The sequence below is a fragment of the Sulfitobacter pacificus genome (assembly GCF_030159975.1).
Classification (GTDB): domain Bacteria; phylum Pseudomonadota; class Alphaproteobacteria; order Rhodobacterales; family Rhodobacteraceae; genus Sulfitobacter; species Sulfitobacter pacificus.
Genome location: NZ_BSNL01000025.1, coordinates 61,707 through 85,223, shown reverse-complemented (window position 1 = coordinate 85,223; position 23,517 = coordinate 61,707). Strand labels below are relative to the sequence as shown.

Genomic DNA, 23,517 nt, shown 5'->3' with positions numbered 1-23,517 from the left:
TCGCTCATCATCACCCATCCCATGTCCACTCATCCTCACATCGTTTTGCGAGGAGAGTGACACTTCTGCTTTGCTCGAGAGTGACGTTATCGCTTTGCGCGTACACAAGTTTTCCTGCATAATGTGAATTATGTAATATTTTTTCATCATTCCTGTGATCAGAAAATCCGATCAAAGGATACAGAAAATGACGATTTGATTTTATACTTCTCTCCCTTCATCCTTTGATACAGGGGAGATGCAAGACATGATCAGGACCACTGTTGATCGTTCAAAGGACGTGCAGATAAACAGTCTAAGCCCCGAAGCGGCGCGGCTGAAATTTCGCACTCAGGGCTATACTGGCCCGACCTCGGGCTATTGCGATGGTGCCTTGCAATGCAATCTGATCGTTTTGCCGGAACCGCTTGCACAACCGTTTGAACGCTATTGTTTATCAAACCCGTTGCCTTGCCCGCTGGTCGCGCATGCGCCATCTGCCCACGGGGGGTTTGAGGCTCTCGGCAAAGGTCTGGATATTCGAACGGACCTGCCGCTTTACAATATTATCAATGGAGATAGCGTTGTTGGGCAGGTGCCTGATTTGCTGTCTCACTGGCAGGCGGACCTGCATGCATTTGCGATTGGATGTTCCTTCACATTTGAACGTGCACTAATCAATGCAGGGATCACGATACGCCATATTGAAGAACAGAAAACCGTTCCAATGTTTCGCACAGATATTGAAACGACGCGCTCTGGTCCCTTTGGCGGGCCAATGGTTGTTAGTATGCGGCCCATTCAGGTGTCTGACGTCAATCGGGTGAAAGAGATCTGTCAGGCTTTCCCACATGCACATGGTGCCCCGATCCATATCGGCGACCCCGGTGAGATTGGTATCTCAGATGTCATGCATCCCGACTGGGGTGATCCGGTTGAAGTAAAGGCCGGCGAAGTGCCGGTATTCTGGGGATGCGGTGTGACCAGCCAGATGGCTGTGTTGCAGGCAAAACCCGAAATCGCCTTTAGCCATGCACCGGGGGCAATGCTGATTACCGATTGGCCGGAAACGCCCCCTTCCGACTATGCTTCCACGTTTTCACCCACCACAAATCCTACACAATTTTAACCAGCAAGGAGTTCCTCATGAAGTTCACTTCCGGACTAGCCGGGCTAGCAATTGCCCTTTCATCCACGGCGGCATATGCCGAAGAAACACTTTCCGTTGTGGGAAGCTGGAGCGGTCTGCCGCTGCACAAGCAATATGAAAACCCATTCTGGACAGAGAAATTCCCGCAAGCCAGCGGCGGCGATTTTACGGTCAACCTGACCACACATGATCAGATGGGAATCAAAGGCGGCGATGTTTTCCGCATGTTGGGCGAAGGTGTCTTTGACGTTGGGATGACTGTTGCCGATTATGCGGTATCAGACACGCCAGCGCTTGAAGGGCTTGATGTTCCGTTGATTGCAACCGATGCGGCGTCTGCCCGCAAGATGGTAGATGCCGCCCGCCCGATGGTGGATGATATCTATGCGGATGTGTTCAACGCAAAAGTTCTGGGCATTGCACCCTACCCGCCGCAGGTTGTGTTTTGCAACGCTGATGTCTCGTCCATTTCGGACCTGAAGGGGCTGAAGATCCGTGCCTCTGGCCGGATGACGGGTAAGCTGCTTGAAGCACTGGGTGCAGAAGCCGTCAGCGTTAGTTTCGGCGAAGTGCCCGGCGCGTTGCAAAAAGGTGTTGTGGATTGTGCCGTCACTGGCGCGGGATCTGGCTATAGCGCTGGCTGGTGGGAGGTTTCCACCCATCTGATGCCCATCCCCCTTGGTGGCTGGGACCCCGTTGTTACTGCGATCAATCTGGACAAGTGGAACTCCCTTTCAGGGGAACAGCAGACGCTGATCCAACAACAGGTGACAGACAATCTTGAAACACCGGCATGGGAAACCGCACAGGAAGCACTGGCAAATGACGTGGCCTGTCTGACTGGCGAAGGCGATTGCCCGGGCGAGAAACGCAGCATGACACTTGTGCCGGTTTCCGATGCGGATGTTGCCACGGCGCGTGAGATCCTGATCACCAAAGTACTGCCCGATTGGGCTGAACGTTCCGGCGGGGACTGGGGCAAACGCTGGAGTGATACAGTGGGTGCCGCAACCGGCGTTTCTCTCAACTAGGTCTGGATCAAACTATGCCATCCCTCATCTCTCGCCTTCATCAGCTGAACGATTGGGTTGCGCTGGCGGCAGGATTTGTCCTGCTGGCCAGTGTCCTGTCGACCCTGTTTGATATCGTTGCCCGTCAATTCCAGATGTCTCTGGGTGGGACAGACGAGCTTTCAGGCTATGCGATGGCCATCGCGACGAGCTGGGGGATGGCATATACCCTGACAAACAAGGCACATGTGCGCATCGATGTGATCCGCGCGCAGACCAGTGACCGCATTCGGCCCTTGTTTGATTGCCTGTCGATCACCGCGCTTGCCGGGACGGCCCTGTTTATCGCCGTAAAAGCCTGGCCGGTTCTGGAAAAATCCATTCGCAACAACTCAACGGCCAATACCACGTTGGAAACACCGCTTTGGATACCACAATCGCTGTGGATCATCGGCTGGGCGTGGTTCGCCTTTACTGCCGTGGTGCTGACGGCCAGCGCATTCTGGTCACTCATGAAACGCGATCTCGATGCCTTTGATGCATCGGTCGGCATGGGGGAAAGCGAATGATCCTCTTTACCTCCACAGGGCTTTTGGCCCTTCTCGCCCTGTCAATTCCGGTAGGTATTGTTCTTTTTCTTCTGGCCTTCGGGATTGACCTGTTCTTTTCACCATTTCCGCTGATGCGTGGCCTTGGACAGATCGTCTGGTCCTCCTCCAACAGCGCGACATTGATTGCTATTCCGTTCTTTGTCCTGCTTGGTGAGATCCTTGTAAGAAGCGGGATTGCGCGACGGACCTATGCAGCGCTTGAGGCTTGGGTGTCCTGGCTGCCCGGTGGTTTGATCCACGCGAATATCGCAACCGCCACGCTGTTTTCGGCGACCTCCGGGTCATCAGTTGCCACGGCCGCAACTGTTGCAAGCGTGGCCATGCCTCAGGCCGAGCGGCTGGGCTATGATCAGCGGTTGTTTTCCGGGGCCATTGCCGCCGGAGGCACGCTTGGGATCATGATCCCACCGTCCATCAATCTGATCGTCTATGGCTTCCTGACTGAAACCTCCATTCCAAAGCTGTTTCTTGCAGGGCTTGTGCCGGGGCTGCTTCTTGCGCTGATGTTTATGGCGGCCACCGCAGGGATATGCAGCATCTGGCCAAAGCTTGGCGGGCCGGGCAGCAAGACGACATGGGCAAGGCGACTAAACGGTCTGTGGGATCTTATCCCGTTGTTTGGCCTGTTTGGTGTGATTGTCGGATCAATCTATGCCGGTCTTGCAACCCCTACCGAAGCGGCGGCCATCGGGGTGGCCATGGCCTTTCTGATCGCAGCATTCCACCGATCGCTGACACTGACGATGATCCTCGACAGCCTAAGAGGCGCGGTGCGCACCTCCTCGATGATCATGCTTGTGGTGATCGGGGCCTATGTGCTGAACTTTGTGCTGACGGCCTCCGGCGTCAGCGCCGCCCTGCAATCCTTCCTGTCAAACCTCGGGTTAAGCGCTTTCTCCACGCTTCTGGTCATCATCCTGATGTATCTGATCCTTGGCTTCTTCATTGAAACCCTGTCCCTCATGGTTGCGACAATCCCGATTGTCGTGCCGATTATCGTTGAACTGGGCTATGATAAACTGTGGTTCGGTATCCTGATGATCATCCTCGTCGAGATGGCTTTGATCACCCCTCCGGTTGGCCTGAATCTATATGTTGTTCAGGCCGTGCGCACCAAGGGACGCTTTATCGACGTCATGGTCGGGGTCATTCCATATGCCTTGGTCATGTTGTTTATGGTCGCCCTGCTGATCGCCTTCCCATCCATTGCACTATTTCTGCCAGAAGGGCTTTGAGCCATGAACTTTGCTTTCAATTTCGGCGATACAAATGTGTCGCTGTCGATCACTGCTGTCATCGTGGCAGGCTGGACCGGGCGCAACCCGGAAGCGGTGCAGCATCACATTGACGAATTGGCAGAGCTTGGCATCGCCCCGCCAAGTCAAGTGCCGCTGTTTTACCGCGTGTCTGACGGGCTTCTCACCCAGAGCGGTGAGATTGAGGTGCTGGGGGAAGCCACCTCCGGTGAGGTGGAACCACTGTTGATCAGATCAAATGGCAAAACCTATTTTGGTCTGGCGTCGGATCATACGGACAGGGATCTGGAGGTGTTTTCGGTTGCGGCCTCAAAACAGGCCTGTGCCAAGCCGATGGCGTCAGAGTTGTGGGATTATGATGCGATCAAGGGTCATCTGGATCAGATCATGCTGTCCTGCTGGATGGAGAGTGATGGCGCTGAAGTGCTGTATCAAGAGGGCACGCTTGCCAATATTCGCCCCCTTGCAGAGCTATGTTCAGCGGCGGAACTGGGTGAAGGATCAGCCATGTTATGCGGCACCCTTGGCGCAATTGGCGGCGTGCGCCCGGCCCGGAAATACCGGATGACAGTGACCGACCCGGTGCTGGGGAAAACCATGAAACTGTCCTATGCAGTGTCGACCCTGCCCATTGTATCCTAGGCTGGCAGATCTGATGCAGGTCAGTCGATGCTATCCAGTCAGAAGAGTCAGCGATAATGTCAGCTGATCGGAAACCGGGGAGCATCCACATGACATTGGATCAATTGACCACCTTTTTATGGGTCGCACGTTTGGGCGGTGTGCGGCGTGCCGCGCTGGAAATGAACCTGTCCCAGCCTGCGGTTTCAGGCCGCATCGCCGCATTGGAAGAGTCGCTGGGCACGCAATTGTTTGATCGTGCGCAACGCGGGGTCAGCCTGACAAAACAGGGTTTAATTCTGCGGGATCACGCCGAAAAAATGGCGGATCTTGTCGAGGATATCAAAGCAACAGTTGTCTCTGATCAAAGCGTGAATGCACTTTTGCGTATTGGCGTTGTTGAAACCATCGTGCAGCTTTGGTTGCCGAATTTCCTGTCGGATCTTTATGAGAAATATCCCAATATCAAGGTCGAAATCACCGTCGATCTGACCGTCAATTTGCGCCAGCAGCTGTTGGAGCGTTCTTTGGACATTGCGATCCTGATGGGGCCGGTTTCCGAATATTCCGTTGATAACATCGACCTTTCGACAATCGAACTCAGCTGGCTGAAAGCCGCCGGTACACCAGAGCCGGATCTGGCGGTCACACCGGTGGTTTCCTACAAACGCAACTCGCGACCATATCGCGAGCTGCGGGCTGAGCTAAGCGCCAGACATGGCAATAAGACGCAGATCTTTACCACCAGTTCGATTTACGCCGGGTTGGAGATGGTGGCCTCTGGCATCTGCGTCGGGACGTTTCCCTGTGAGCTGGCCACAACTTTAATCGAACAGGGACGCATTGTTGAGTTTGATCCCGGTTGGCGACTGTCCCCACTGCGCCTGACCGCATCCTATCTTGGCGAACCGAAAAACAACCTTAACGCCCAAGCCGCAAAGGTCGCCCAATTGTCGGCGGAATCCTATTGGAAGGAACAAAAGTAATGGCTGACACCTCTCTATGGAACCGTGAGACTGTGCAGGACCGCGCCGCAAATGTCTTTGCACGTCTTGATCGGGAAGAAAGCGGAACAAAGCATGTGTTTATCCAGACCTTTGCCACTCAATGTCTAAGTACAGAGACAATGCCACAAGCCGGACCGCTGGCAGGGGCTTTGGTTTCGGTAAAAGACCTGTTTGATGTTAAATCATTTGTGACCCGTGCGGGCACGATCTTCCTGTCAGATGCCCCCCCGGCAGAGAAAGATGCAGAGGCCATTCGCCGTCTTCGGGATGCAGGCGCACTGCTGCTGGGGCATACCAATATGACCGAGCTTGCCTATTCCGGGCTGGGGCTTAATCCGCATTACAACACGCCCTGCAACGCCTTGGACCCGGACCGCATCCCCGGCGGGTCGACCTCTGGCGGTGCGGTCTCTGTTGCCCTTGGTCTGGCGGATATCGCCATTGGCACGGATACCGGCGGTTCCTGCCGTATTCCCGCGGCCTTCAACGGTATTGTCGGGTTCAAACCAACGCAATCAGCCATTTCGCGTCAAGGCTGCAAACCTTTGTCGCAAACCCTGGACAGTGTTGGCGTGATGGCGCAATCGGTGGCGGCCTGTCGCGCCGCATTTGAAGTTATGGCAAAGGATAATGCAGATTTCGACAGGCCGGTTTCCAAGCGTTTTATTGTTCCCACCAATTTTGGCACGCATGATCTTGAGCCGGTAATCGCCAATGCTTTTGAGGCTGCCATTGCTCGCCTGACAGCTGCGGGCCACTCGGTGTCTTATGCACCGTTAAATGTTCTGGATTTGATGGCAGAGTTTCCCGCATGGCATGTCACCTCGGTCGAATGTCGGGCGAACTATGCAGAGGCTTTCGCACAATCGCCCGAGACATTTGACCCACGTGTTTTGTCGCGCATGCACCGCGCAGAAGAACGCGGCGCCGTCGCCTATAGGGAAAGCCTGAACTTACGGGCCGCATTGATACCGCAATTTGAAACCGAATTAGCGGATGCCACACTTCTGATGCCAACTGTTCCCATACAGGCCCCGCGGTTCAGCGAGGTCGATGAAGACGCATCTTTCAACAGTAAAAACCTGCAGGCCCTGCGCAATCCTTCCGTGGCAAATGTGATGGACGGCTGCTCGGTGTCGGTGCCCTTCTGGCACGAGGATACCTGTATCGGCGTGATGCTGACCGCCCCTGCAAAGCGGGATCTTGGCCTTTTGGCGCTCGCTGAAAGCCTTGAGCGGGTGTTCGCATAAGGCTTAACCGCCGCGCCGCTCCGCAAGATTGAAGCAAACGGAAGAATTGTGTTTAGCATGAGGGATGTTCATAGATAAGATATGGACATCACCCTGATCAGAACCTTTGTCGAAGTTGCCAATACCGGTTCTTTTGTGGCCGCTTCGGATCGGTTGTTTGTCACCCAATCTGCGGTCAGCCTGCGGGTGCAGCGACTTGAGGACAGCCTTGGGCATCCCTTGTTTTTCAGATCCAAAGCCGGGGCATTGCTGACCCCTGCGGGCAAGGAATTTGAATTTTACGCCCTCAGTCTGTTGAAAATCTGGGAAGAGGCACGCCAGCAGATCGCCATTCCCGAAGGCTTTTCCCGATCCCTGACCATTGGCGGGCAATATTCACTTTGGCCGCGCCTCGGTTTCAAATGGATTGATGTTTTGCGCCGGGACATCCCCGACCTCAGTATCCGCACCGAACTGGGCATGCCGGATCGCATCACTCGGTTTCTGGTCGAAGGGGTGGTACAGGCGGCCCTGCTTTACACGCCGCAACTGCGCCCCGGTCTGGTTGTGGAAAAAGCTCTGGAGGATGAATTGGTTCTGGTGGCCTCTTATGAGGGTGCCTCTGCGGCGCAAAGTGACGGCTATGTCTTTGTTGACTGGGGGCCAGAGTTTGTGCACGCCCATGCCGCCGCCCTGCCCCATCTGACGCATTCCGGCCTGACGATGCGGCTTGGGGCGCTTGCCGCCGACTTTATCACCAATCGCCGGGCCTCGGCCTATCTACCTGCACGTGCGGTAAAGCGGCGGGTAGACGCTGGTTTATTGCATATTGTGACAGATGCGCCACGGTTTCCCTACCCTGCATATGCCGTCTGGCGCGATGACCTTGATGGCGATCTTGGCATCGCTGCACGCGCTGCATTGTCTGAAGTTATCCAAGATGCTGAAGATGAACAAAAAACGGTTGTCGCTCTGTTAGAGGATATGTGTGAATTCGAACCTGATCAGAATGGCGCGATTACAAACGAGTAATACTTGTTATATCTTCAATTTATTCGAATTTCACTCATGGTAACTGCTGATTTATATCCAATCCCAGCAGAGATGCTCCCGATCTAGGGCGAAAACGCCGGATGACGGGTCACCTTGTTGGGAAAGGAATGACCCATGAACACTCTTTTGAAATTGGCCACCGTATCTGCCTTGGCCTTGGCTGTCGCAGCACCCTCCTTTGCGCAGAATCAAATCACTGGCATTGAAGCACTGAACGACGACATCGACGACATCACACGGGATGTGAACAAAGATCTGAACCGCGGTGAAGACGCAGAGCGTTTTGGCCCGAACGGTGTGGCACAAGGCTGGCGCGGCTCTTTCGCACTGTCCGCCTCAGGCACATCAGGCAACACTGACAATGGTGAATTGTCAGCCGCTGGCCGTTTGACCTATGGCGTTGGCGACTGGAACCACCTGATTGGGTTCGCAGCAGAGTATGGCGAAGCAAATGGCGCGCGCAGCGAAGAAAAATTCTTCGCAACCTATGAAGGCAGCCGTTACTTCTCGGATACTTTCTATGCCTTTGGCCTTGCCCGCGTGCAATACGATGGTTTCCTCACCGATACAAACGGTGTTGAAATCGACGGTGAAGAGACAGACGCCTTCCTGGGCTTTGGTCCCGGCTACCGTGTGATCAACAAGGACAACCACACCTGGCGTGTTCAGGGCGGCCCCGGCGTGCGTTATTTTGAAGACGTGACCGGTAACTCTGAAACCGAAGTCGGCTTTATCGTTTCTTCACGCTACTACTATGCCTTCAACGACACAGTGTCTTTCACCAATGACACCGATATCCTCGGTTCCGACGTGAACACCATTCTGTCCAACGATGCTGGTATCAACTTTAAGATGTCCGACAATCTGTCCACACGGGTCAGCTACCGCACAGACTATAATACCGACCCTGCGGCGGGCCTGAAATCCACAGACAACACCATTGGTGTGTCTCTGGTTCTGGGGTTCTGATAAACGGAACGATCCGCGGCGGTTTGATTACCTCGTACCGTCAATGATCTGACTGACAAGAGGATGGGGCAACCCATCCTCTTTTTGCGTTGAGGGGTAGGGTTATGTCCGGCCTTGCGCACAAACCTCGCTTAACAGGTTGGAAAACGCACGGGTTGCAACGGAAGGGACTTCTTCGGTGCGGCTCATAATGCCTACAGCGCCGAGTGTCGGTGCCATATCCACCCTCAGGGGCACCAACCGGCCCTGCGCGATATCCTCGGCGACGACCCCTTTGCTGATGACCCAGACGGTGTGGGGATCCGACGTCACAACAGCACGTCCGAAAGCAGGTGATGCAGTTTCAATGCGATTGTCAAAAAGCGGAACGCTGCGGGCGATCAACATCCGGGCAACCAAAGGGCGGATGGCTGACTCCTTGGGGGGATAAAGCACGCGAAAGGCGGCAAGATTGTGAAAATCGGTGATGCCCAAGGCCGGACTTTCGGGGTTGGCGACAATCACAACTTCTTCTGCGTATAGCTGCCGGAAGCTCAGACCAATCATGGCATCGGGGCTGCCCAGCCGTCCAACCACCATATCGAGCCCCCCTTGGCGCAGCCGCGCCGTCAGATCACTGTGCGGCCCTTCGTGAATCTCGACGCGGGTATCGGGGCTTTGCTCTGCGAAAATCATCGCTGCCTTGGGCAACAGGGACGTGGCCACGCTGGGCAAGGCGCCCACTTTCAACTGGCCCGCCACACTGCTGGTCGCCCTTATACTGCGCAAACCGTTTCTAAGAGCGGCGGTGCTTTGCTCTGCAAATTGCAGGAAAACCTCACCCTCCGGCGTCAGGGATACACCCGCACGGCTGCGGGTCATCACAACCACGCCCAGTATCTCTTCCAGCTCTCTAAGCGTCTTAGAAATCGCCGGTTGCGTCAGGTTCAACTGATTGGCCGCGACCTTGAAGCTATTGGCCCGCACAATCGCGCTGAACGCATCCAGATGCCGAAATTTGATACGTCTGTCCATATAGATGCCTATTTGGATATCTAAGTTACCCGTTTTATCATTTTCAATACCCATAAAACTATGGGACATTCAATTCAACAGCCGCAGGAGAATGGCATGAAAACGCAGGTCGCAATTATTGGTGGCGGGCCCTCCGGTCTGTTGTTGTCCCAACTGCTGCACACACGCGGGATCAGTTCCGTGGTGTTGGAACGCAAGACCAAGCAATATGTGCTTAGCCGCATCCGCGCTGGCGTTCTGGAACAGGGGCTGGTTGGCCTGATGGAAGAGGCCGGCTGCGCGGCACGTCTGCATGCCGAAGGTATCGAACATGACGGTACGCTTATTTCCTATGGCGACGAAATGTTTCGCGTTGATTTCATTGAACACACAGGCAAACCGGTGATGGTCTATGGCCAAACCGAAGTGACCCGCGATCTATATGACGCCCGTGAAAAGGTCGGTGGTCAGATCGAATTCAATGTCGAAGACGTGGTGATCCAGGGTGCCGACACGGAGGCACCGAAGGTGCGTTATACTGTGGACGGACAGGCCCGTGAAATAGACTGCGACTTTGTTGCAGGATGTGACGGGTTTCATGGCGTCAGCCGCCAGGCAATCCCCCTTGAGGTACGCCGCGAATATGAAAAGGTCTATCCGTTTGGCTGGCTTGGCATCCTGTCTGACACACCCCCGGTCAACAATGAGCTGATCTATGCCAACTCGCCGCGCGGCTTTGCCCTGTGTTCAATGCGCAATGAAAAGCTAAGCCGCTATTACATTCAGTGTTCGTCTTCAGATCGGCCTGAAGACTGGACAGATGCCGCATTCTGGCAGGAGCTGAAACGCCGCATCCCCGACGAACAGGCGAATAAATTGGTCACCGGCCCCAGCATCGAGAAATCCATCGCGCCGCTGCGGTCCTTTGTGACCGAACCCATGCGCTGGGGCAGGCTGTTCCTTTGCGGTGATGCTGCGCATATTGTTCCACCAACAGGGGCGAAGGGGCTGAACACTGCCGCATCGGATGTGCACTACCTTTATAATGGGTTACGTGATTTTTACGAAAACAACAGCACCAATGGCATCGACAGCTATTCTGAAAAGGCACTGGCCCGCGTCTGGAAAGCAGAAAGGTTCAGCTGGTGGTTCTCTTCTCTGATGCACAGCTACCCGGATCAAACACCATTCGACCTGAAAATGCAGGTTGCAGAAATAGAATTCCTGCGCACCAATAAGGCTGCGCAACAGGCAATGGCGGAAAACTATGTCGGGCTGCCCTATTGAGGGCCAACTGAACAACGCCTCCAGATCGGTTTACAAGGGAGATCGACAATGTCCGATCGTTTCGAAAAAGGCATGACCACCCGGCGCAGGGTTCTGGGGGATGCCCATGTAAACCGTGCAGAGGCCAGTCGCACAACGTTTGACACCCCATTCCAAGACATGATTACCGAAGGGGCCTGGGGCACATTGTGGTCAAATGACAGCATCAGTGACCGCGAGCGTTCGATGTTGACCCTGTCCTTGCTAGCTGCAACCGGCAACTTTGAGGAGATCCCGATGCACATCCGCGCCACGGCCAATACAGGTGCCAGCCCGCAGGATGTGATGCAGGCGTTTATGCATGTGGCGGTCTATGCGGGTGTGCCGAAAGCCAACCATGCGATTAAACTGGCCAAACAGACCTTTGCCGAGATGGGAGTCCCTTTATGAGCAGTGCCGACATGCCCGCCAAAACCGGCGGCTATATCCCACGCGACCGCAACTGGCAGCCCGAGGCGCTGACCCCGCCTTATAAAACCAGCATCAAACGCAGCCCGCAGGCCGCGCTTTTGTCCTTCCCCAGCACGCTTAGCGAAGAAACCGCGCCAATGTTTGGCCATCACATGCTGGGCGCACTGGACAGCGATCTGATCCACAACTACGCGCAGGATGGTGCAAGCGCAATTGGCCCGCGCATCATCGTGCATGGGCGAGTCTTGGATGAAAACGGTCGCGGTGTGCCCGGTGCCTTGCTGGAGGTCTGGCAGGCCAATGCAGGCGGGCGGTATCGTCACAAGAAAGAAAGCTATCTGGCACCGCTGGACCCCAACTTTGGCGGCTGTGGACGCACCATCACCGGGGCGGATGGCAGTTACGAATTTCGCAGTATCCAACCCGGCCCCTACCCTTGGCCCAACGGCATGAACGATTGGCGCCCTGCCCATATCCATTTCTCGATCTTCGGGCATGGTTTTGCCCAGCGTCTGATCACCCAGATGTATTTCGAAGGGGATCCGCATATCAAACTGTGCCCCATCGTCGGAATCCTTAAAACGCAAGCGGCGATTGACGCGTTGACCGCACCCTTGGACATGAACCGCACTGTCCCGATGGACAGCCGTGCGTTCAAATTCGACATCGTGCTGCGCGGCCGGCGGCAAACCTATTTCGAGAACCGCAAGGAGGGGCTGTGATCATGGTACAACCTTTGAACCATCTGCGCGAAAGCCCCAGCCAGACGGCGGGGCCCTATGTGCATATCGGCTGCACACCCAACTTTACCGGCATTGAGATTTACGGTGGTGACCTTGGCACCTCGATGAAGACCGGCCCGGTACAGGGCAGCGAGATCACCATCAAGGGCATTGTCTATGATGGCACCGGCACACCGTTGCGCGATGCGATGATCGAAATCTGGCAACCCGATGCGGCGGGCCTGTTTGCCTCCGCCAATGAAACACGCGGTACAGCTGATCCTAATTTCACCGGCTGGGGCCGTTCACCGGGGGATATGGAGACTGGCGAATTCACCTTTGAGACCGTCAAACCGGGTGCGGTGCCCTTTCCCGATGGGCGCATGCAGGCACCCCATATCACCGCATGGATTGTGGCCCGCGGGATCAACATCGGCCTGCACACCCGGATCTATTTCGAAGACGAGGCCGCCGCGAATGCCGTGGATCCGATCCTGACACGGATCGAACATCAAAACCGTGTGCCAACCCTGCTTGCCAAACAACAGGCAAATGGCAGTTACCGGTTCGACATCCATTTGCAAGGGCCGGATGAAACCATCTTTTTTGATATCTGAGAACGCCATGACCAACCCCTGTATCATCTGTGTCGCCATCACCGGATCTGTGCCGACACAGGCCGACAATCCCGCTGTGCCGGTCACCATCGCCGAACAGATTGAAAGCACCCAACAGGCTTTTGAAGCCGGGGCCAGCATCGCCCATTGCCATGTGCGTGATGATGCGGGCAAGCCGACCTCTGACCCCGAACGTTTTGCGGCATTGAAAGAAGGTTTGGAAAAACACTGCCCCGGCATGATTGTGCAATTCTCGTCCGGCGGGCGGTCCGGTGCCGGGCGTGAACGTGGTGGCATGTTGCCACTTGCACCCGACATGGCCTCCCTGACGGTGGGGTCAAACAACTTTCCCACACGGGTCTATGAAAACAGCCCCGATCTGGTCGATTGGCTGGCCGCTGAGATGATCACCTATAAGGTGAAGCCCGAGATTGAAGCCTTTGATCTTGGGCATATTGTACATGCTGCAAGAATGGCCGCGGATGGGCGGCTCAAGGGGCCGCTTTACGTGCAATTTGTCATGGGGGTGAAAAACGCGATGCCGGCGGATGAGCCGATCTTTGATTTCTATATTGAAACGCTGAAACGGCTTGCGCCTGATGCGCAATGGTGTGCCGCAGGCATTGGACCGGCCCAGCTGACCATCAATGAATGGTCTATTGCCAAAGGTGGTCACACCCGTACCGGCCTAGAAGATAACATACGATTGGATCGCGAACGCCTTGCCCCGTCGAACGCGGCGCTGGTGCAGCGTGCGGTCGATCTGTGCGAGAAATACGAGCGCCCCGTCGCCACATGGCAACAGGCCCGCGCAATCCTTGGGCTGGAGACCTAACCGCCTTCGCCAGCTCTAGGCCGCGGCCAGCCCAACATCCAGCGCCGAAAGGATCACATCCGCATCCGCCTGCGTCAGTACCAGCGGCGGTGACAGGATGATGTTCGGCCCCGATACCCGCACCATGGCTCCGTTCTGATAGGCCACGTCCTGAACCACCCCTGCCCGTGCGCCATCTATCGGCTTTTTCGTGGCACGGTCGCTGACCAGTTCAATCGCTGTCATCAACCCGTGGCCGCCACGCACGTCACCAATGATCTCGTGTTTTTCCATCAGCGCCTTGCAGCCTTCATAGATCTGCGTGCCCCGCGCGGCGGCGTTTTCGACAACATTCAGCCGTTTGGTTTCTGCCAGACAGGCCAATGCAGCAGCCGCCCCGACCGGATGGCCGGAATAGGTATAGCCGTGCCCGATTTTGGCTGCCGGATTGCCTTCGAAGGCGTCAATCATCCGATCCCCCAGCATCACAGCACCGAAAGGAAAAAACCCGTTTGTGATCGCCTTGGCTGTCGCCATCATATCCGGCTTGATGCCCCACAGGCGGGCCCCGGTCCATGCACCGGTGCGCCCATAGGCGGTGATCACCTCATCTGTGATCAACAAGATACCGTGGCGGTTGCAAATCTCCTGAACCATTGGCGCGAAACTGGGGTGTGGTACAATCACCCCGCCTGCCCCGAGGATAGGTTCAATGACCATGGCCGCGATGGTATGGGCCCCCTGAAATGCGATCTCGTCTTCCAGCGCATTTGCACAAAGCTGCGCCAGCTTGGCAGGGTCGGTTTCATTGAAGGGATTGCGATAGGTATAGGGGGCCGGAATGTGAAAACAGCCGGGCATCAAGGGTTCATATGCCGCCCTGAAATTGGCATTTCCGTTGACGCTTGCCGCGCCCATATGGGTGCCGTGATAACCTTTCTTAAGGCTTAGAAACTTGGTGCGCCCCGGCTCTGCGCGCAGCTTGTGATACTGACGGGCCAGCCGCAAAGCGGTTTCGATGGAATCCGACCCCCCAGAGGTGAAAAACGCACGGCTTAACCCGTCGGGGGCAAAAAACTGTGCCAGCTCATAAGATAGTTCAATCGCCGCATCATTGCTGGTGCCGCGAAAGGTCGAATAATACGGCAGGGTTTGCAGCTGGCTGGAAATGGCATCTTTCACCGGCTGGCAGGAGTAACCAAGATTGACGTTCCACAAGCCGCCCACAGCATCAACAGTATCATGACCATCAATATCACGGATCCGCACCCCTTCAGAGGATACGATGATTTTGGGCGGTTCTGTCATACTGTCTTCGGGCGAAGTCATGGGATGCCAGAAATGGCGTGCGTTGTTCTCTTTCAGAAAATTGGAATCTTTCATGATGTAAGGGCCTTTTTGCTGTCAGAGGTTAATGTTGCATCCCAAAGCGCCTGAACCTTCGACGGCACCCGTCCGCCCCAATTATGGGTGATGTCCTGACTGGCTTTGACAAGCTGATGTTTGGTTTCCTGTATACGGGCAGGCGTGATCCGGCTTGAGACACTGGCCACCGCAACGCTGCCCGCCACTTGGCCTGTGTGGTCAAAGACCGGCACGGCAAGCCCGTGAATATCCGCCTCAAGCCCGCGATCCGAGATGGCAAACCCCTGTGTGGCGGCGGCATCCACCAGCACTTGCAGCTGCTCCTCTGTGGCGGCGGTATGAGAGGTGAACGCCGCCAACCCCGCTGTTGCGACGGGCATCAACTCTGGCGGGCCAAAGGCCAAAACGCACAGTCCCGATGCCGTGGCATGCAGCGGCAGGGTCTGCAGGTCGATCACCGCACGTGTGCTGTGCAAATTCGATTCACAAAAGGCCAGGGCATGCAGCGTGTAACCGGACAGCACGGAAACATGTGCGGTTTCACCAATGGCATCCGCAAGTGTTTGCAGAGGGGCAAGGGCACCGCTGCGCCGTGGCACGGTAGCTTCACGCAGATCCGCCAGATGCAAGACGGCAGGGCCAATCCGATAGGATTTGGTGCGCGGGTTCTGTTCCACAAACCCCAGATCCTGCAGCGCCGTGAGATGACGATAGGTCGTGGCCTTGTCACGTTTAGCCGCACGGCACAGATCCGACAGACCGATTTCGGGACAATCCACGGAAAAGTGGTTCAGCAATGCGAGGGCTTTGGCAACGACAGACATATCCGCTTTCTTGAAAAGGTTCTGCTTCTCAGAAGCTTGACGATTAGCGCGGCCAACGCAATCAATTTTTCAATACATCGGTTTATTAATTGAACCGATGAGATGTGAAAGGGGAGTTCTCTATCCAGAAAAAGGCACTGCACGTAGTCCTTAGACAGTGCCTTTTCCTGCGTTTGCTGTCGGGGTAGCAATCTGGGTGGTGTAAAACCCGCCCTCAATACAGCCCGTTGATCTCCAGCGGCAGCCGTTCGACCTTGCGTTCTTTCAACAGGCTGCGTGGCGGTTCCGCGGCATCGGCCTCGCGGATCCGTTTGAACTGGCGTTGTGCCACTGCTGTCGCCTTGTGCTGGCTGTCGATGACCGTGGGGCGCATAAAGACAAACAGGGTGCGCCGGGTCTGGCTTTTGCTGCGCGAGCGGAATAACCCGCCGATGATTGGCGTATCGCCTAGCCCCGGAACCTTGCCATTGACCGCGCTGCTGTCGTCGGTGATCAACCCGCCCAGCACAATGGTGCCACCGTCCTGTGCTTGCACCGTGGTTTCGATTACCCGCCGATTTGTCACCAGATCGGCCGCTCCTTCGACATTTGCATCCACAAGGCTTGAGACCTCCTGCGAAATGTCCAGCCGCACAACCCCGTTCGAGGTCACACGCGGCAGCACCTGCATGGTGATACCGACATCGCGCCGCTCGATGGTGGTGAAGGGCGTGGCCGTATTGCCATCCGTCGCAAAAGATCCGGTGCGGAACGGGACGTTCTGACCCACCACAATGGTCGCCGGTTTATTGTCCGTGGTGGTGATTGATGGTGTTGACAGCAGATTGGCCTGTGTTGATTGCGACAGCGCCTGCACCAGAATGCCAAAGTTATCGACTGCACCGCCCAATGTCAGACCACTGGCCAGACCCGATGCCTGACTAACGCCTAGGGCGCTCAGGACATTGCCAAGCGAGGCGCCACCGTTACCAAAGGACGTCGCCGCAATACCGCCGCGAGGAATATTCTCGCCAAGGCCAAGTTGCACACCAAGCCGTTCGGCAACCTCACCGGAGACTTCGACAATGGCGGCCTCAATCATCACTTGCGCAGGCCGCTGGTCCAGCGCTGCAATCAGACTGGTGGCTTCCTGAATTTGGGTCGCCGTGCCACGGATAACAATGGAATTTGTTTCAGTCGAGGCCTGCACGGAGACCTCTGGCGCCGGGCCAGATGGCAAGGGCACCTGATCACCCTCCACCGCCTGCGCCACCGGATTGGCAATATCCGCGCCCCCTTGCAGGGTGTTTGCAACAATGGCGGCGACAACCTCGGCATCGCCGTATTTCAATGCATAAAGATGTGTGCGTTTTTGCACTCTTGGATTGCTGCGTGGGGCGACGTCAAGGTCACGGGCAAGCTGCCTGATCTGGCTGATGTCCCTCTCCGTGCCACGTACCAGCAGCAGATTGGAAGCCGTATCAACAGAGATTTTTGCCCCCGTCCCAGAAGATCCAAGCACCTCGGTCATGGCTTGCGCCACGGTCTCTGCCTCGGCAAAAGCAAATCGGATCACCTCGGTGCGCTGTTCCTCGGGTGTGTCAAATGTGCGGGCGATGGCAACAATGCGGTCCACATTGGCCTGCGTGTCAGTAATGATAATGGCGTTCGGATCTGTCAGCGCCTCGATATATCCGTTCTGGGCCACCAGCGGGCGCAGCACCCGCACCGCCTCGGCAGAAGGCAGCCGCGCGAGCGGCACCAGTTTAGTGACCACATCCTGATCTCCTGCCGGACTACCGGCACCGGCAGCACCTCCTTTGGCAACGGATTGGGTTTCGGGGACAATCTCCCAGATCACCCCGGCCTCAACCGCCACAAAACCGCGCACCCGCAGCATGGATTGAAACAAGGACCAGACGCCTGCCTGCGTTAGGGGTTTGGCAGAGATCACCGTCACATCCCCCGCAAGACCAGGGTTGATCACCAATGTGCGTTCAGTGATTTCAGACACTTGTTCGGCCAGCACGGAAATTTCAGCATTGCGCAGGTTGATCACGAAATCAGCCTTGGCATTGTCCAATTGCGCCCAAAGCGCAGAAGGCAACAAGAATACCAGAAGTACAAGATGGGCGGTCAATCTGCGCATGCTGCTCCTCCCCATCCTCATTATCTCAGCGGAAAGGTCAGCAATAATGCCTGACCGTCCCTCACCACTTCCAGCCGTGCGATGCCGGATGCTGCTACATCGTCATATAGCAGGCGATCACTGTCGAGATCCCCAACAGCCTGTCCGTTCAACCGCGTTACCACATCACCGGGCCTTAGCCCAGCCAAAGTGACCCCGATGTTGGGGTCTGCCTTGATCCGATACCCGTTGTCCACAAGTTCAACACCCACGCTGTCCATCGCCGCCTGCGGGTTCTGGGTGATCCGGCCACGCCACAGGTTAATGTATTCCTCTGTGGTCTCTGGCGGCGGTGCCTCGCGCAGGTCAATCGAGCCATGACCGGGCACAAGGGCTGCGGCCAGTCTGGCAAATGGATCGTTCGGATCGCCCACCTCTGGCTCCGCTGTCTGTGAAGGGGCGGCGCTGTCACCAGTCACCATACCGTCAAATCCAACAATCAACAACGCGCCACCGTCTTTTAACGTGATTGTATCTGCGTTGATCGCAACCAATTCGGCAGATTGAACCATCTCACCAATGCGAAAGACCGAGGTGCTTCCTGCGGCCAGCACAAATGCCCGCGATTGTTCTGGATCAGGGTCAACAAGCACACCACGCAACGCAAGGTCCAACCGCTGCTGCGCGTTTGCGGGGGCTACGGTCTGCGCCACTGCAACAGCTTGGCCAAATGGGGCCAGCGCAAGGATCGCATTGATGTCACGTGGCGCTTCTATCGATTGATCGACGGGCGGCGCACTTACCTCCATGGGCAAGACATCCGTATGCCCGGAAAGATGCCAGCCAAGCCGGGTCGCCGCAAACACTAGTGACGCCAGCAACGCCAGAGCGACAAAGAAACTGACCAGCCATAGGTGCCTTGCTGTCATTGCACGCCTCCCTTCAGGGTAAGATAGCCGGTCAGGGTGACCAATGATGCATCCGCCCCCTCCGCTGCATCCGCAACCCGCACTGTCACCGCATGTAATCCCGAACCGGGCAAGGCGCGGGCGTCTTGCCGCACGGTCCAATCCACCCCAAGCGCGTTGTGCCAGCGGCCCTCCATCGCCAGCCCCAGTGATGTTGCCGCAATGGCATTCTCTGCCACCCATCGTGCCACAACCCGGTCTGACAAGCCCCGCGTGCCCGCCGCATGACGCTCAACGCCAGTCAACAATGTCATCGCTCCTACAGCAAGCACCGTCAGGGCCACGAGAGTCTCGATCAAGGTAAAACCGGCATCTGGCACGCGTTGCTCTGTCATGAGCCCCCCTGCCCCGTTTGGGCGGCAAAGCCATCAAAGGTGATCAACTGTTGAATACCCCCCGCCACAAGCCGCAGTTGCGCGACCCCTTCGGCGGACGGCACTAAATCAGGTGTGATCCGTAGATTGCCCCGACGGTCACCGCCAGTTTGCGACAGGAGCGCCCCGCCAGCCAATTGATGTTCCTCATTCAGCGGCGCGGCAGTGGCGACTGTCCATGCCTGCCCCTGCCATTGCAAAAACCGATAGCCCGCCACGGTCCAGTCCAGCCGATAATGCTGACCACTGATCAGGCTGCGTTCTGCCGCAAGGTTTATCCGTGCGCTCAGCAAGTTCGCTTCCTGCTCAATCGTGCGCGCAGCACGGGCCGACGGCAGGGCATAGGTCACCACCCCGGCACTGACGCCAATCAGGACGAGCACGATCAGCACCTCAATCAAGGTTACACCGCTGTCTTTTAACCGGGCACTACCCATTGGCCGCTTGTGCCGCACCAAAGGCAATATCGGCATTAGCCCCCTCGCCGCCCGGTTGCCCGTCAGCGCCAAGGGTGATCAGATCAAACCGGCCAGCTTCGCCGGGAAACCGATACACATATGGCACACCCCAAGGATCCTGCGGCATCACACTCAGATAGCCGTCAGAGGCCCAGCTGACAGGTTCCGGTGGCACGGTGGGACGTTCGACCAAGGCTGAAAGCCCTTGTGCGGTGGTGGGATAGCTGCGGTTGTCCAGCCGGTAGATTTCAAGCGCCCCGGCGATAGAGCGCAAATCACTTTGCGCCACGGTCACCCGCGCCTCATCCGGTCGCCCGATCACATTCGGCACAACCATGGCCGCGACCACCGCAATGATAACCAGCACAACCATCATCTCGATCAAGGTCACACCTGCCTGCGGGTCCCGCTTCTTTTTGGGTTTGCTGATGCCAAATTTATGCAACATCGTGAAACTCTTCCCCTGTCTGATCCGTTTTATAGGTAGTGTCACCGTCATCAGATAAGGAAAGCCGCCAAGAATCCCCGCTTTGGACCCTAGCATAGAAACCCACTGTGAAAAGAAATAAAACACAGTTAAATCAAAATGATACCGGTCTTTTCGAAGATTTAGACGGGGCCAAGAAACTTGACCAACCGCCGGCGGTTCCGCTCCATACTCCGCCCGTATCTCGGCCCCTGACACAGCTGGTCGCACCAGATCAAAAACAGCTGATCGAGATTATTCCGGCCGAGCTGGTCGCCCTGCATGCGCTTGATTTGCCGGTGCGCTCCGCCCGCCAGCGCCTTGCCGCCCTGCCGTTTGCGCTGGAAGAAACTGCTGGGTGCCCGATTGAACAGACTCATTTCGCCCTTTGCGGTAGAACGCCGGAGGCGCGGCATCTGGCGGCAACATTGGATGCTGACGATTTTGCCAGACGTATCAGTGCCACGCCTGACCGTGCCCTTGTAGCGGAACAAATGCTGATTGCACCGGGCCAGCCAAATGAAGCGGGGCAGCACAGCTGGCGGGCATTCCGGGAGTGGGACAGAACCCTGGTACGGGTGTCTGATGGCACCGGTTTTGCAGCCCGCAGCGACATGTTGGTCACGCTTTGGCACCGCGCCAAAATGCCAGAGGTCGAAAGCTTTGGGGCGTCTTTGCCCGAGGGGATGCGCTGGGTAGACAGATCGCAAGACGGGCTGACCCCGGTCGCTGATCTTGCTGTCTTTGACCTTCGGCAAGGGGTTCATCAACCTTCCCGCGGGCTGCTGCGGCCGCTGAAGCTGCTGGCCGCCAGCATTGCATTTGCCGCAATTGGGCATCTGGCCATTGCAGCCGCTGATGCGCGCGCACAAAGCGCCATTGCGGATGATCTGAAAAGTCAGGCGTCTGCCAGCCTTGCCGCCCGTCTGCCAAATGCCTCCGTGGAAGCGGACCCTTCATTGACCTTACGCCAGCTCACCGCCCTGAACCAACCCCGGCACGGATCCGCGTTTTTACCGCTGATGGATCGCGTGTCGCAGGCGTTGCTGGCGCAGGAAGGCACAGTCCAGTTCCGCCAATTGGCATGGGCCGACGATATATTGCGCCTGACAGTCGAAGCCCCCGGACTCGACTCCCTGCAACAGGCTGAGGCCAGTCTCAAAGCGGCGGGGCTGCGGGTCAGCAGCGGCTCTGCAACTGCGGATGCGGGTGCTGCGCGGGCTGAATTGACGGTGCGCCCGTGAAGGCCTTTGCCCAACTCACCCTGCGGGAACAGATCCTGCTTGCAGGCGGTGCCACGCTGCTGCTGGTGCTTGGGGCGTGGCTCTACGTCTGGCAGCCGATCACGATGGACCGCGCCCTGCAAAACAGCCGTATCGCGCGGTATCTGAGCCTGATCGAGATTGCCCGCAGGGCCGACACTGGCACCCCGCCCCCCGTTGCCCTTCAGGCCGACGCCACACCGCTTGCCCCTCGCATTACCCAAAGCGCCGAAGCCGCCGGTATTCCGCTGGCCCGTCTGGATCCCGAAGGCGCGCAGCTGCGGGTGACTGTTGCGAAAGTCGGCTATGCCGAGGCCAGCGCATGGATCGCGTCATTGGAAGCACGGGATGGTGTGCGGGTCTTGGCAATAGAAATGTCACGCCTGACGGAACCGGGCCAGATCACACTGCGCATGACACTGGAGGACGCAAGATGACGGGGGCCGCACTGGGTTATAGTTTCGCCAAAGCGCAGGGTGTGCTGCTGAGCAGTGCGGAGACGCCGGACGCCGCACCCATTTGCCGCCATCTACCGGATGCCGCCTTGCCTGCTTTGATAGAGGCGCAACGCATCGCCGGTCAGCTGATCCGTTTTGAAACGATTGAGGCGGCAGATTTTGACAAGGCGCTTTCAGCAACCTACCGCGACAGCGCATCAGAAGCGGCCAACATGGCCGAAGACGGCAGTGATGATCTAAGCGCCTTGGCCGAAACAGCGGCCAGTGTGGATGATCTGCTGGATCAGAAGGACGACGCCCCCGTGGTCCGGCTGATCAACGCCTTGCTGCTGGAAGCGGTCAAGGATGGCGCATCAGATATCCATATCGAGGTTGAGGAAAAGCGGCTGGTGGTCCGGTTTCGGGTCGACGGTGTGTTGCGCGAAGTGCTTGAACCCCGCCGCGCATTGGCACCGCAATTGTCCAGCCGGCTGAAGGTAATGGGCAAGCTGGATATTGCCGAAAAACGCCTGCCGCAAGACGGGCGTGTCAGCTTGCGGGTGGGCAGCTACGAGTTGGATGTGCGGATCTCTACCTTGCCATCGCAATTTGGCGAACGGGTGGTGCTACGCCTGCTGGATCGCGGACAAACGCAACTGGGCATCGCCCATCTGGGCATGAGCGAACGTGACAGCGCCGTCTTTAACCAGATCATCACGGCCCCGGAAGGTCTGGTTCTGGTGACCGGCCCTACCGGATCGGGCAAAACCACTTCGCTTTATGCTGCACTACATGCGCTGAATGACCGCCAACGCAACATCCTGACGGTTGAGGATCCGATAGAATATTCGATGGACGGCGTGGGGCAGATTCAGGTCAATGCCAAGACCGAGATGACCTTTGCCCGCGGCCTGCGTGCCATTTTGCGGCAAGACCCGGATGTCATTATGGTTGGGGAAATCCGCGACGGTGAAACCGCAAAGATCGCTGTAGAAAGTGCGATGACCGGGCATCTTGTCATGTCGACCCTGCACACAAACACAGCCATTGGTGCCGTTTCGCGTTTGATTGATATGGGGGTGGAGCGCTTTTTGCTGGCCCCGATGCTGCGCGGATTGATGGCACAGCGACTGGTGCGCAAACTGTGCCCCGATTGCCGGGTGCCCCATCAGGTCAGCGCCGCAGAGGCCGCCTTGCTCTCTGGTGCATTGCCTGTCGGAACCCAGGTGTTTGCGGTAAAGGGCTGTGACACATGCGGCGGTACCGGGTATCGCGGACGCGTGCCGGTTTACGAGATCATCACCATGACCCCCGGGCTTGAGACAATGATCCACGAGGGCGCGTCAGAGGCCGATCTGACAAATGAAGCCCGCAAAACCGCACCCGGCATCCTGCAAGATGGGGCGCAGAAAATCCGTGACGGGTTAAGCACAGTGCAGGAAGTTGCCCGCGCGGTGCGCGATGACGGTTTGGCAGGGGGCAGTTAGG

Annotated in this window: 25 protein-coding genes; 17 read left to right on the top strand and 8 right to left on the bottom strand. The window is 57.0% G+C overall.

All coding sequences use genetic code 11. The features are described from left to right. The first annotated feature begins 247 nt into the window (after positions 1-247). From QQL78_RS21630 to QQL78_RS21590, 9 genes are all read left to right on the top strand, one after another. Positions 248-1,108: a putative hydro-lyase gene (locus QQL78_RS21630; RefSeq protein ID WP_284377007.1), complete on the top strand. Its 861-nt coding sequence runs from the start codon at positions 248-250 to the stop codon at positions 1,106-1,108. A 17-nt stretch (positions 1,109-1,125) separates the two neighbouring features. Next, a complete protein-coding gene (locus tag QQL78_RS21625; RefSeq protein WP_284377005.1) occupies positions 1,126-2,160 on the top strand; it encodes a TRAP transporter substrate-binding protein in 1,035 nt (344 codons plus the stop codon). Positions 2,161-2,174: 14 nt separating this feature from the next. Continuing rightward, positions 2,175-2,708 carry a TRAP transporter small permease subunit gene (locus QQL78_RS21620; protein ID WP_284377003.1) on the top strand — a complete coding sequence of 178 codons (534 nt, stop codon included), beginning with the start codon at positions 2,175-2,177 and terminating at the stop codon, positions 2,706-2,708. Further along, positions 2,705-3,985 carry a TRAP transporter large permease gene (locus QQL78_RS21615; protein WP_284377001.1) on the top strand — a complete coding sequence of 427 codons (1,281 nt, stop codon included), beginning with the start codon at positions 2,705-2,707 and terminating at the stop codon, positions 3,983-3,985. The genes QQL78_RS21620 and QQL78_RS21615 overlap by 4 nt, the downstream gene beginning before the upstream one ends. Before the next feature lie 3 nt (positions 3,986-3,988). Further along, entirely contained in the window at positions 3,989-4,648 is a 660-nt protein-coding gene (locus QQL78_RS21610) for a DUF2848 domain-containing protein (protein ID WP_284377000.1), read from the top strand. An 89-nt stretch (positions 4,649-4,737) separates the two neighbouring features. Then, positions 4,738-5,613: a LysR family transcriptional regulator gene (locus QQL78_RS21605; protein ID WP_284376998.1), complete on the top strand. Its 876-nt coding sequence runs from the start codon at positions 4,738-4,740 to the stop codon at positions 5,611-5,613. Next, the gene (locus tag QQL78_RS21600; protein WP_284376995.1) at positions 5,613-6,884 is read left to right on the top strand and encodes an amidase family protein; all 1,272 of its coding nucleotides are present in this window, start codon (positions 5,613-5,615) and stop codon (positions 6,882-6,884) included. The genes QQL78_RS21605 and QQL78_RS21600 overlap by 1 nt, the downstream gene beginning before the upstream one ends. 81 nt (positions 6,885-6,965) lie before the next feature. Then, positions 6,966-7,895 (top strand): LysR family transcriptional regulator, encoded by a 930-nt coding sequence (locus QQL78_RS21595; RefSeq protein ID WP_284376993.1) that lies wholly within the window; start codon positions 6,966-6,968, stop codon positions 7,893-7,895. Positions 7,896-8,030: 135 nt separating this feature from the next. Beyond that, positions 8,031-8,885, top strand: a complete 855-nt coding sequence (locus QQL78_RS21590; RefSeq protein WP_284376991.1) for a DUF481 domain-containing protein — start codon at positions 8,031-8,033, stop codon at positions 8,883-8,885. 102 nt (positions 8,886-8,987) lie between these two features. Here the strand turns inward: QQL78_RS21590 and pcaQ are convergent, their stop codons facing one another. Next, positions 8,988-9,899, bottom strand: coding sequence for a pca operon transcription factor PcaQ (pcaQ, locus tag QQL78_RS21585; RefSeq protein WP_284376989.1), 912 nt, complete (start codon positions 9,897-9,899; stop codon positions 8,988-8,990). A 96-nt stretch (positions 9,900-9,995) separates the two neighbouring features. On the opposite strand from pcaQ, the gene pobA reads away from it, so the two are divergent. Genes pobA through QQL78_RS21560 form a run of 5 tightly spaced genes read left to right on the top strand, consistent with a single transcriptional unit; the run spans position 9,996 to position 13,789 of the window. Next, entirely contained in the window at positions 9,996-11,165 is a 1,170-nt protein-coding gene (pobA, locus tag QQL78_RS21580; protein ID WP_284376987.1) for a 4-hydroxybenzoate 3-monooxygenase, read from the top strand. A 48-nt stretch (positions 11,166-11,213) separates the two neighbouring features. Then, positions 11,214-11,594, top strand: a complete 381-nt coding sequence (pcaC, locus tag QQL78_RS21575) for a 4-carboxymuconolactone decarboxylase (protein ID WP_284376985.1) — start codon at positions 11,214-11,216, stop codon at positions 11,592-11,594. After that, a complete protein-coding gene (gene pcaH / locus QQL78_RS21570) occupies positions 11,591-12,337 on the top strand; it encodes a protocatechuate 3,4-dioxygenase subunit beta (protein WP_284376983.1) in 747 nt (248 codons plus the stop codon). Before pcaC ends, pcaH begins: the two co-directional genes overlap by 4 nt. A 2-nt stretch (positions 12,338-12,339) precedes the next feature. Next, positions 12,340-12,954 carry a protocatechuate 3,4-dioxygenase subunit alpha gene (pcaG, locus tag QQL78_RS21565; RefSeq protein ID WP_284376981.1) on the top strand — a complete coding sequence of 205 codons (615 nt, stop codon included), beginning with the start codon at positions 12,340-12,342 and terminating at the stop codon, positions 12,952-12,954. 7 nt (positions 12,955-12,961) lie between these two features. Then, positions 12,962-13,789, top strand: a complete 828-nt coding sequence (locus tag QQL78_RS21560; RefSeq protein WP_284376980.1) for a 3-oxoadipate:acetyl-CoA acetyltransferase — start codon at positions 12,962-12,964, stop codon at positions 13,787-13,789. A 15-nt stretch (positions 13,790-13,804) separates the two neighbouring features. On the opposite strand, the gene QQL78_RS21555 is transcribed toward QQL78_RS21560, so the two are convergent. The 7 genes from QQL78_RS21555 to gspG form a co-directional block, all read right to left on the bottom strand. Continuing rightward, positions 13,805-15,151, bottom strand: a complete 1,347-nt coding sequence (locus QQL78_RS21555) for an aminotransferase class III-fold pyridoxal phosphate-dependent enzyme (protein ID WP_284376978.1) — start codon at positions 15,149-15,151, stop codon at positions 13,805-13,807. Beyond that, complete coding sequence (locus QQL78_RS21550) at positions 15,148-15,957, bottom strand: IclR family transcriptional regulator (RefSeq protein ID WP_284376976.1); 810 nt, start codon at positions 15,955-15,957, stop codon at positions 15,148-15,150. The genes QQL78_RS21555 and QQL78_RS21550 overlap by 4 nt, the downstream gene beginning before the upstream one ends. Before the next feature lie 214 nt (positions 15,958-16,171). After that, positions 16,172-18,085, bottom strand: a complete 1,914-nt coding sequence (gene gspD / locus QQL78_RS21545) for a type II secretion system secretin GspD (RefSeq protein ID WP_284376972.1) — start codon at positions 18,083-18,085, stop codon at positions 16,172-16,174. Between the two features lie 20 nt (positions 18,086-18,105). Further along, entirely contained in the window at positions 18,106-18,993 is an 888-nt protein-coding gene (locus QQL78_RS21540; protein ID WP_284376971.1) for a type II secretion system protein N, read from the bottom strand. Continuing rightward, positions 18,990-19,367, bottom strand: coding sequence for a type II secretion system minor pseudopilin GspI (gene gspI, locus QQL78_RS21535; RefSeq protein ID WP_284376969.1), 378 nt, complete (start codon positions 19,365-19,367; stop codon positions 18,990-18,992). The genes QQL78_RS21540 and gspI overlap by 4 nt, the downstream gene beginning before the upstream one ends. After that, positions 19,364-19,879 carry a prepilin-type N-terminal cleavage/methylation domain-containing protein gene (locus QQL78_RS21530; protein ID WP_284376968.1) on the bottom strand — a complete coding sequence of 172 codons (516 nt, stop codon included), beginning with the start codon at positions 19,877-19,879 and terminating at the stop codon, positions 19,364-19,366. The genes gspI and QQL78_RS21530 overlap by 4 nt, the downstream gene beginning before the upstream one ends. Next, positions 19,836-20,312, bottom strand: a complete 477-nt coding sequence (gspG, locus tag QQL78_RS21525; protein ID WP_284376966.1) for a type II secretion system major pseudopilin GspG — start codon at positions 20,310-20,312, stop codon at positions 19,836-19,838. Before gspG ends, QQL78_RS21530 begins: the two co-directional genes overlap by 44 nt. A 107-nt stretch (positions 20,313-20,419) precedes the next feature. Between gspG and gspL the strand changes: the two genes are divergently transcribed. The 3 genes from gspL to QQL78_RS21510 are packed head-to-tail and all read left to right on the top strand — an operon-like array spanning position 20,420 to position 23,516. Next, a complete protein-coding gene (gspL, locus tag QQL78_RS21520; protein ID WP_284376964.1) occupies positions 20,420-21,574 on the top strand; it encodes a type II secretion system protein GspL in 1,155 nt (384 codons plus the stop codon). Further along, on the top strand, positions 21,571-22,029 hold the full coding sequence (locus tag QQL78_RS21515) for a type II secretion system protein M (RefSeq protein WP_284376962.1): 459 nt from the start codon (positions 21,571-21,573) through the stop codon (positions 22,027-22,029). The genes gspL and QQL78_RS21515 overlap by 4 nt, the downstream gene beginning before the upstream one ends. After that, complete coding sequence (locus tag QQL78_RS21510) at positions 22,026-23,516, top strand: GspE/PulE family protein (RefSeq protein ID WP_284376960.1); 1,491 nt, start codon at positions 22,026-22,028, stop codon at positions 23,514-23,516. The genes QQL78_RS21515 and QQL78_RS21510 overlap by 4 nt, the downstream gene beginning before the upstream one ends. The last annotated feature ends 1 nt before the right edge of the window (position 23,517 follow it).

Bases quoted from the DNA above. Each gene is read 5' to 3' on its own strand.
- QQL78_RS21550 (WP_284376976.1), bottom strand. From the start codon at position 15,957: ATGTCTGTCGTTGCCAAAGCCCTCGCATTGCTGAACCACTTTTCCGTG.
- QQL78_RS21625 (WP_284377005.1), top strand. From the start codon at position 1,126: ATGAAGTTCACTTCCGGACTAGCCGGGCTAGCAATTGCCCTTTCATCC.
- QQL78_RS21590 (WP_284376991.1), top strand. From the start codon at position 8,031: ATGAACACTCTTTTGAAATTGGCCACCGTATCTGCCTTGGCCTTGGCT.
- pobA (WP_284376987.1), top strand. From the start codon at position 9,996: ATGAAAACGCAGGTCGCAATTATTGGTGGCGGGCCCTCCGGTCTGTTG.
- QQL78_RS21510 (WP_284376960.1), top strand. From the start codon at position 22,026: ATGACGGGGGCCGCACTGGGTTATAGTTTCGCCAAAGCGCAGGGTGTG.
- QQL78_RS21610 (WP_284377000.1), top strand. From the start codon at position 3,989: ATGAACTTTGCTTTCAATTTCGGCGATACAAATGTGTCGCTGTCGATC.
- gspG (WP_284376966.1), bottom strand. From the start codon at position 20,312: ATGTTGCATAAATTTGGCATCAGCAAACCCAAAAAGAAGCGGGACCCG.
- QQL78_RS21540 (WP_284376971.1), bottom strand. From the start codon at position 18,993: ATGACAGCAAGGCACCTATGGCTGGTCAGTTTCTTTGTCGCTCTGGCG.
- gspI (WP_284376969.1), bottom strand. From the start codon at position 19,367: ATGACAGAGCAACGCGTGCCAGATGCCGGTTTTACCTTGATCGAGACT.
- QQL78_RS21605 (WP_284376998.1), top strand. From the start codon at position 4,738: ATGACATTGGATCAATTGACCACCTTTTTATGGGTCGCACGTTTGGGC.
- pcaH (WP_284376983.1), top strand. From the start codon at position 11,591: ATGAGCAGTGCCGACATGCCCGCCAAAACCGGCGGCTATATCCCACGC.
- pcaG (WP_284376981.1), top strand. From the start codon at position 12,340: ATGGTACAACCTTTGAACCATCTGCGCGAAAGCCCCAGCCAGACGGCG.
- QQL78_RS21630 (WP_284377007.1), top strand. From the start codon at position 248: ATGATCAGGACCACTGTTGATCGTTCAAAGGACGTGCAGATAAACAGT.
- QQL78_RS21600 (WP_284376995.1), top strand. From the start codon at position 5,613: ATGGCTGACACCTCTCTATGGAACCGTGAGACTGTGCAGGACCGCGCC.
- QQL78_RS21595 (WP_284376993.1), top strand. From the start codon at position 6,966: ATGGACATCACCCTGATCAGAACCTTTGTCGAAGTTGCCAATACCGGT.
- QQL78_RS21615 (WP_284377001.1), top strand. From the start codon at position 2,705: ATGATCCTCTTTACCTCCACAGGGCTTTTGGCCCTTCTCGCCCTGTCA.
- gspD (WP_284376972.1), bottom strand. From the start codon at position 18,085: ATGCGCAGATTGACCGCCCATCTTGTACTTCTGGTATTCTTGTTGCCT.
- QQL78_RS21530 (WP_284376968.1), bottom strand. From the start codon at position 19,879: ATGCCGATATTGCCTTTGGTGCGGCACAAGCGGCCAATGGGTAGTGCC.
- QQL78_RS21555 (WP_284376978.1), bottom strand. From the start codon at position 15,151: ATGAAAGATTCCAATTTTCTGAAAGAGAACAACGCACGCCATTTCTGG.
- QQL78_RS21560 (WP_284376980.1), top strand. From the start codon at position 12,962: ATGACCAACCCCTGTATCATCTGTGTCGCCATCACCGGATCTGTGCCG.
- pcaQ (WP_284376989.1), bottom strand. From the start codon at position 9,899: ATGGACAGACGTATCAAATTTCGGCATCTGGATGCGTTCAGCGCGATT.
- QQL78_RS21620 (WP_284377003.1), top strand. From the start codon at position 2,175: ATGCCATCCCTCATCTCTCGCCTTCATCAGCTGAACGATTGGGTTGCG.
- pcaC (WP_284376985.1), top strand. From the start codon at position 11,214: ATGTCCGATCGTTTCGAAAAAGGCATGACCACCCGGCGCAGGGTTCTG.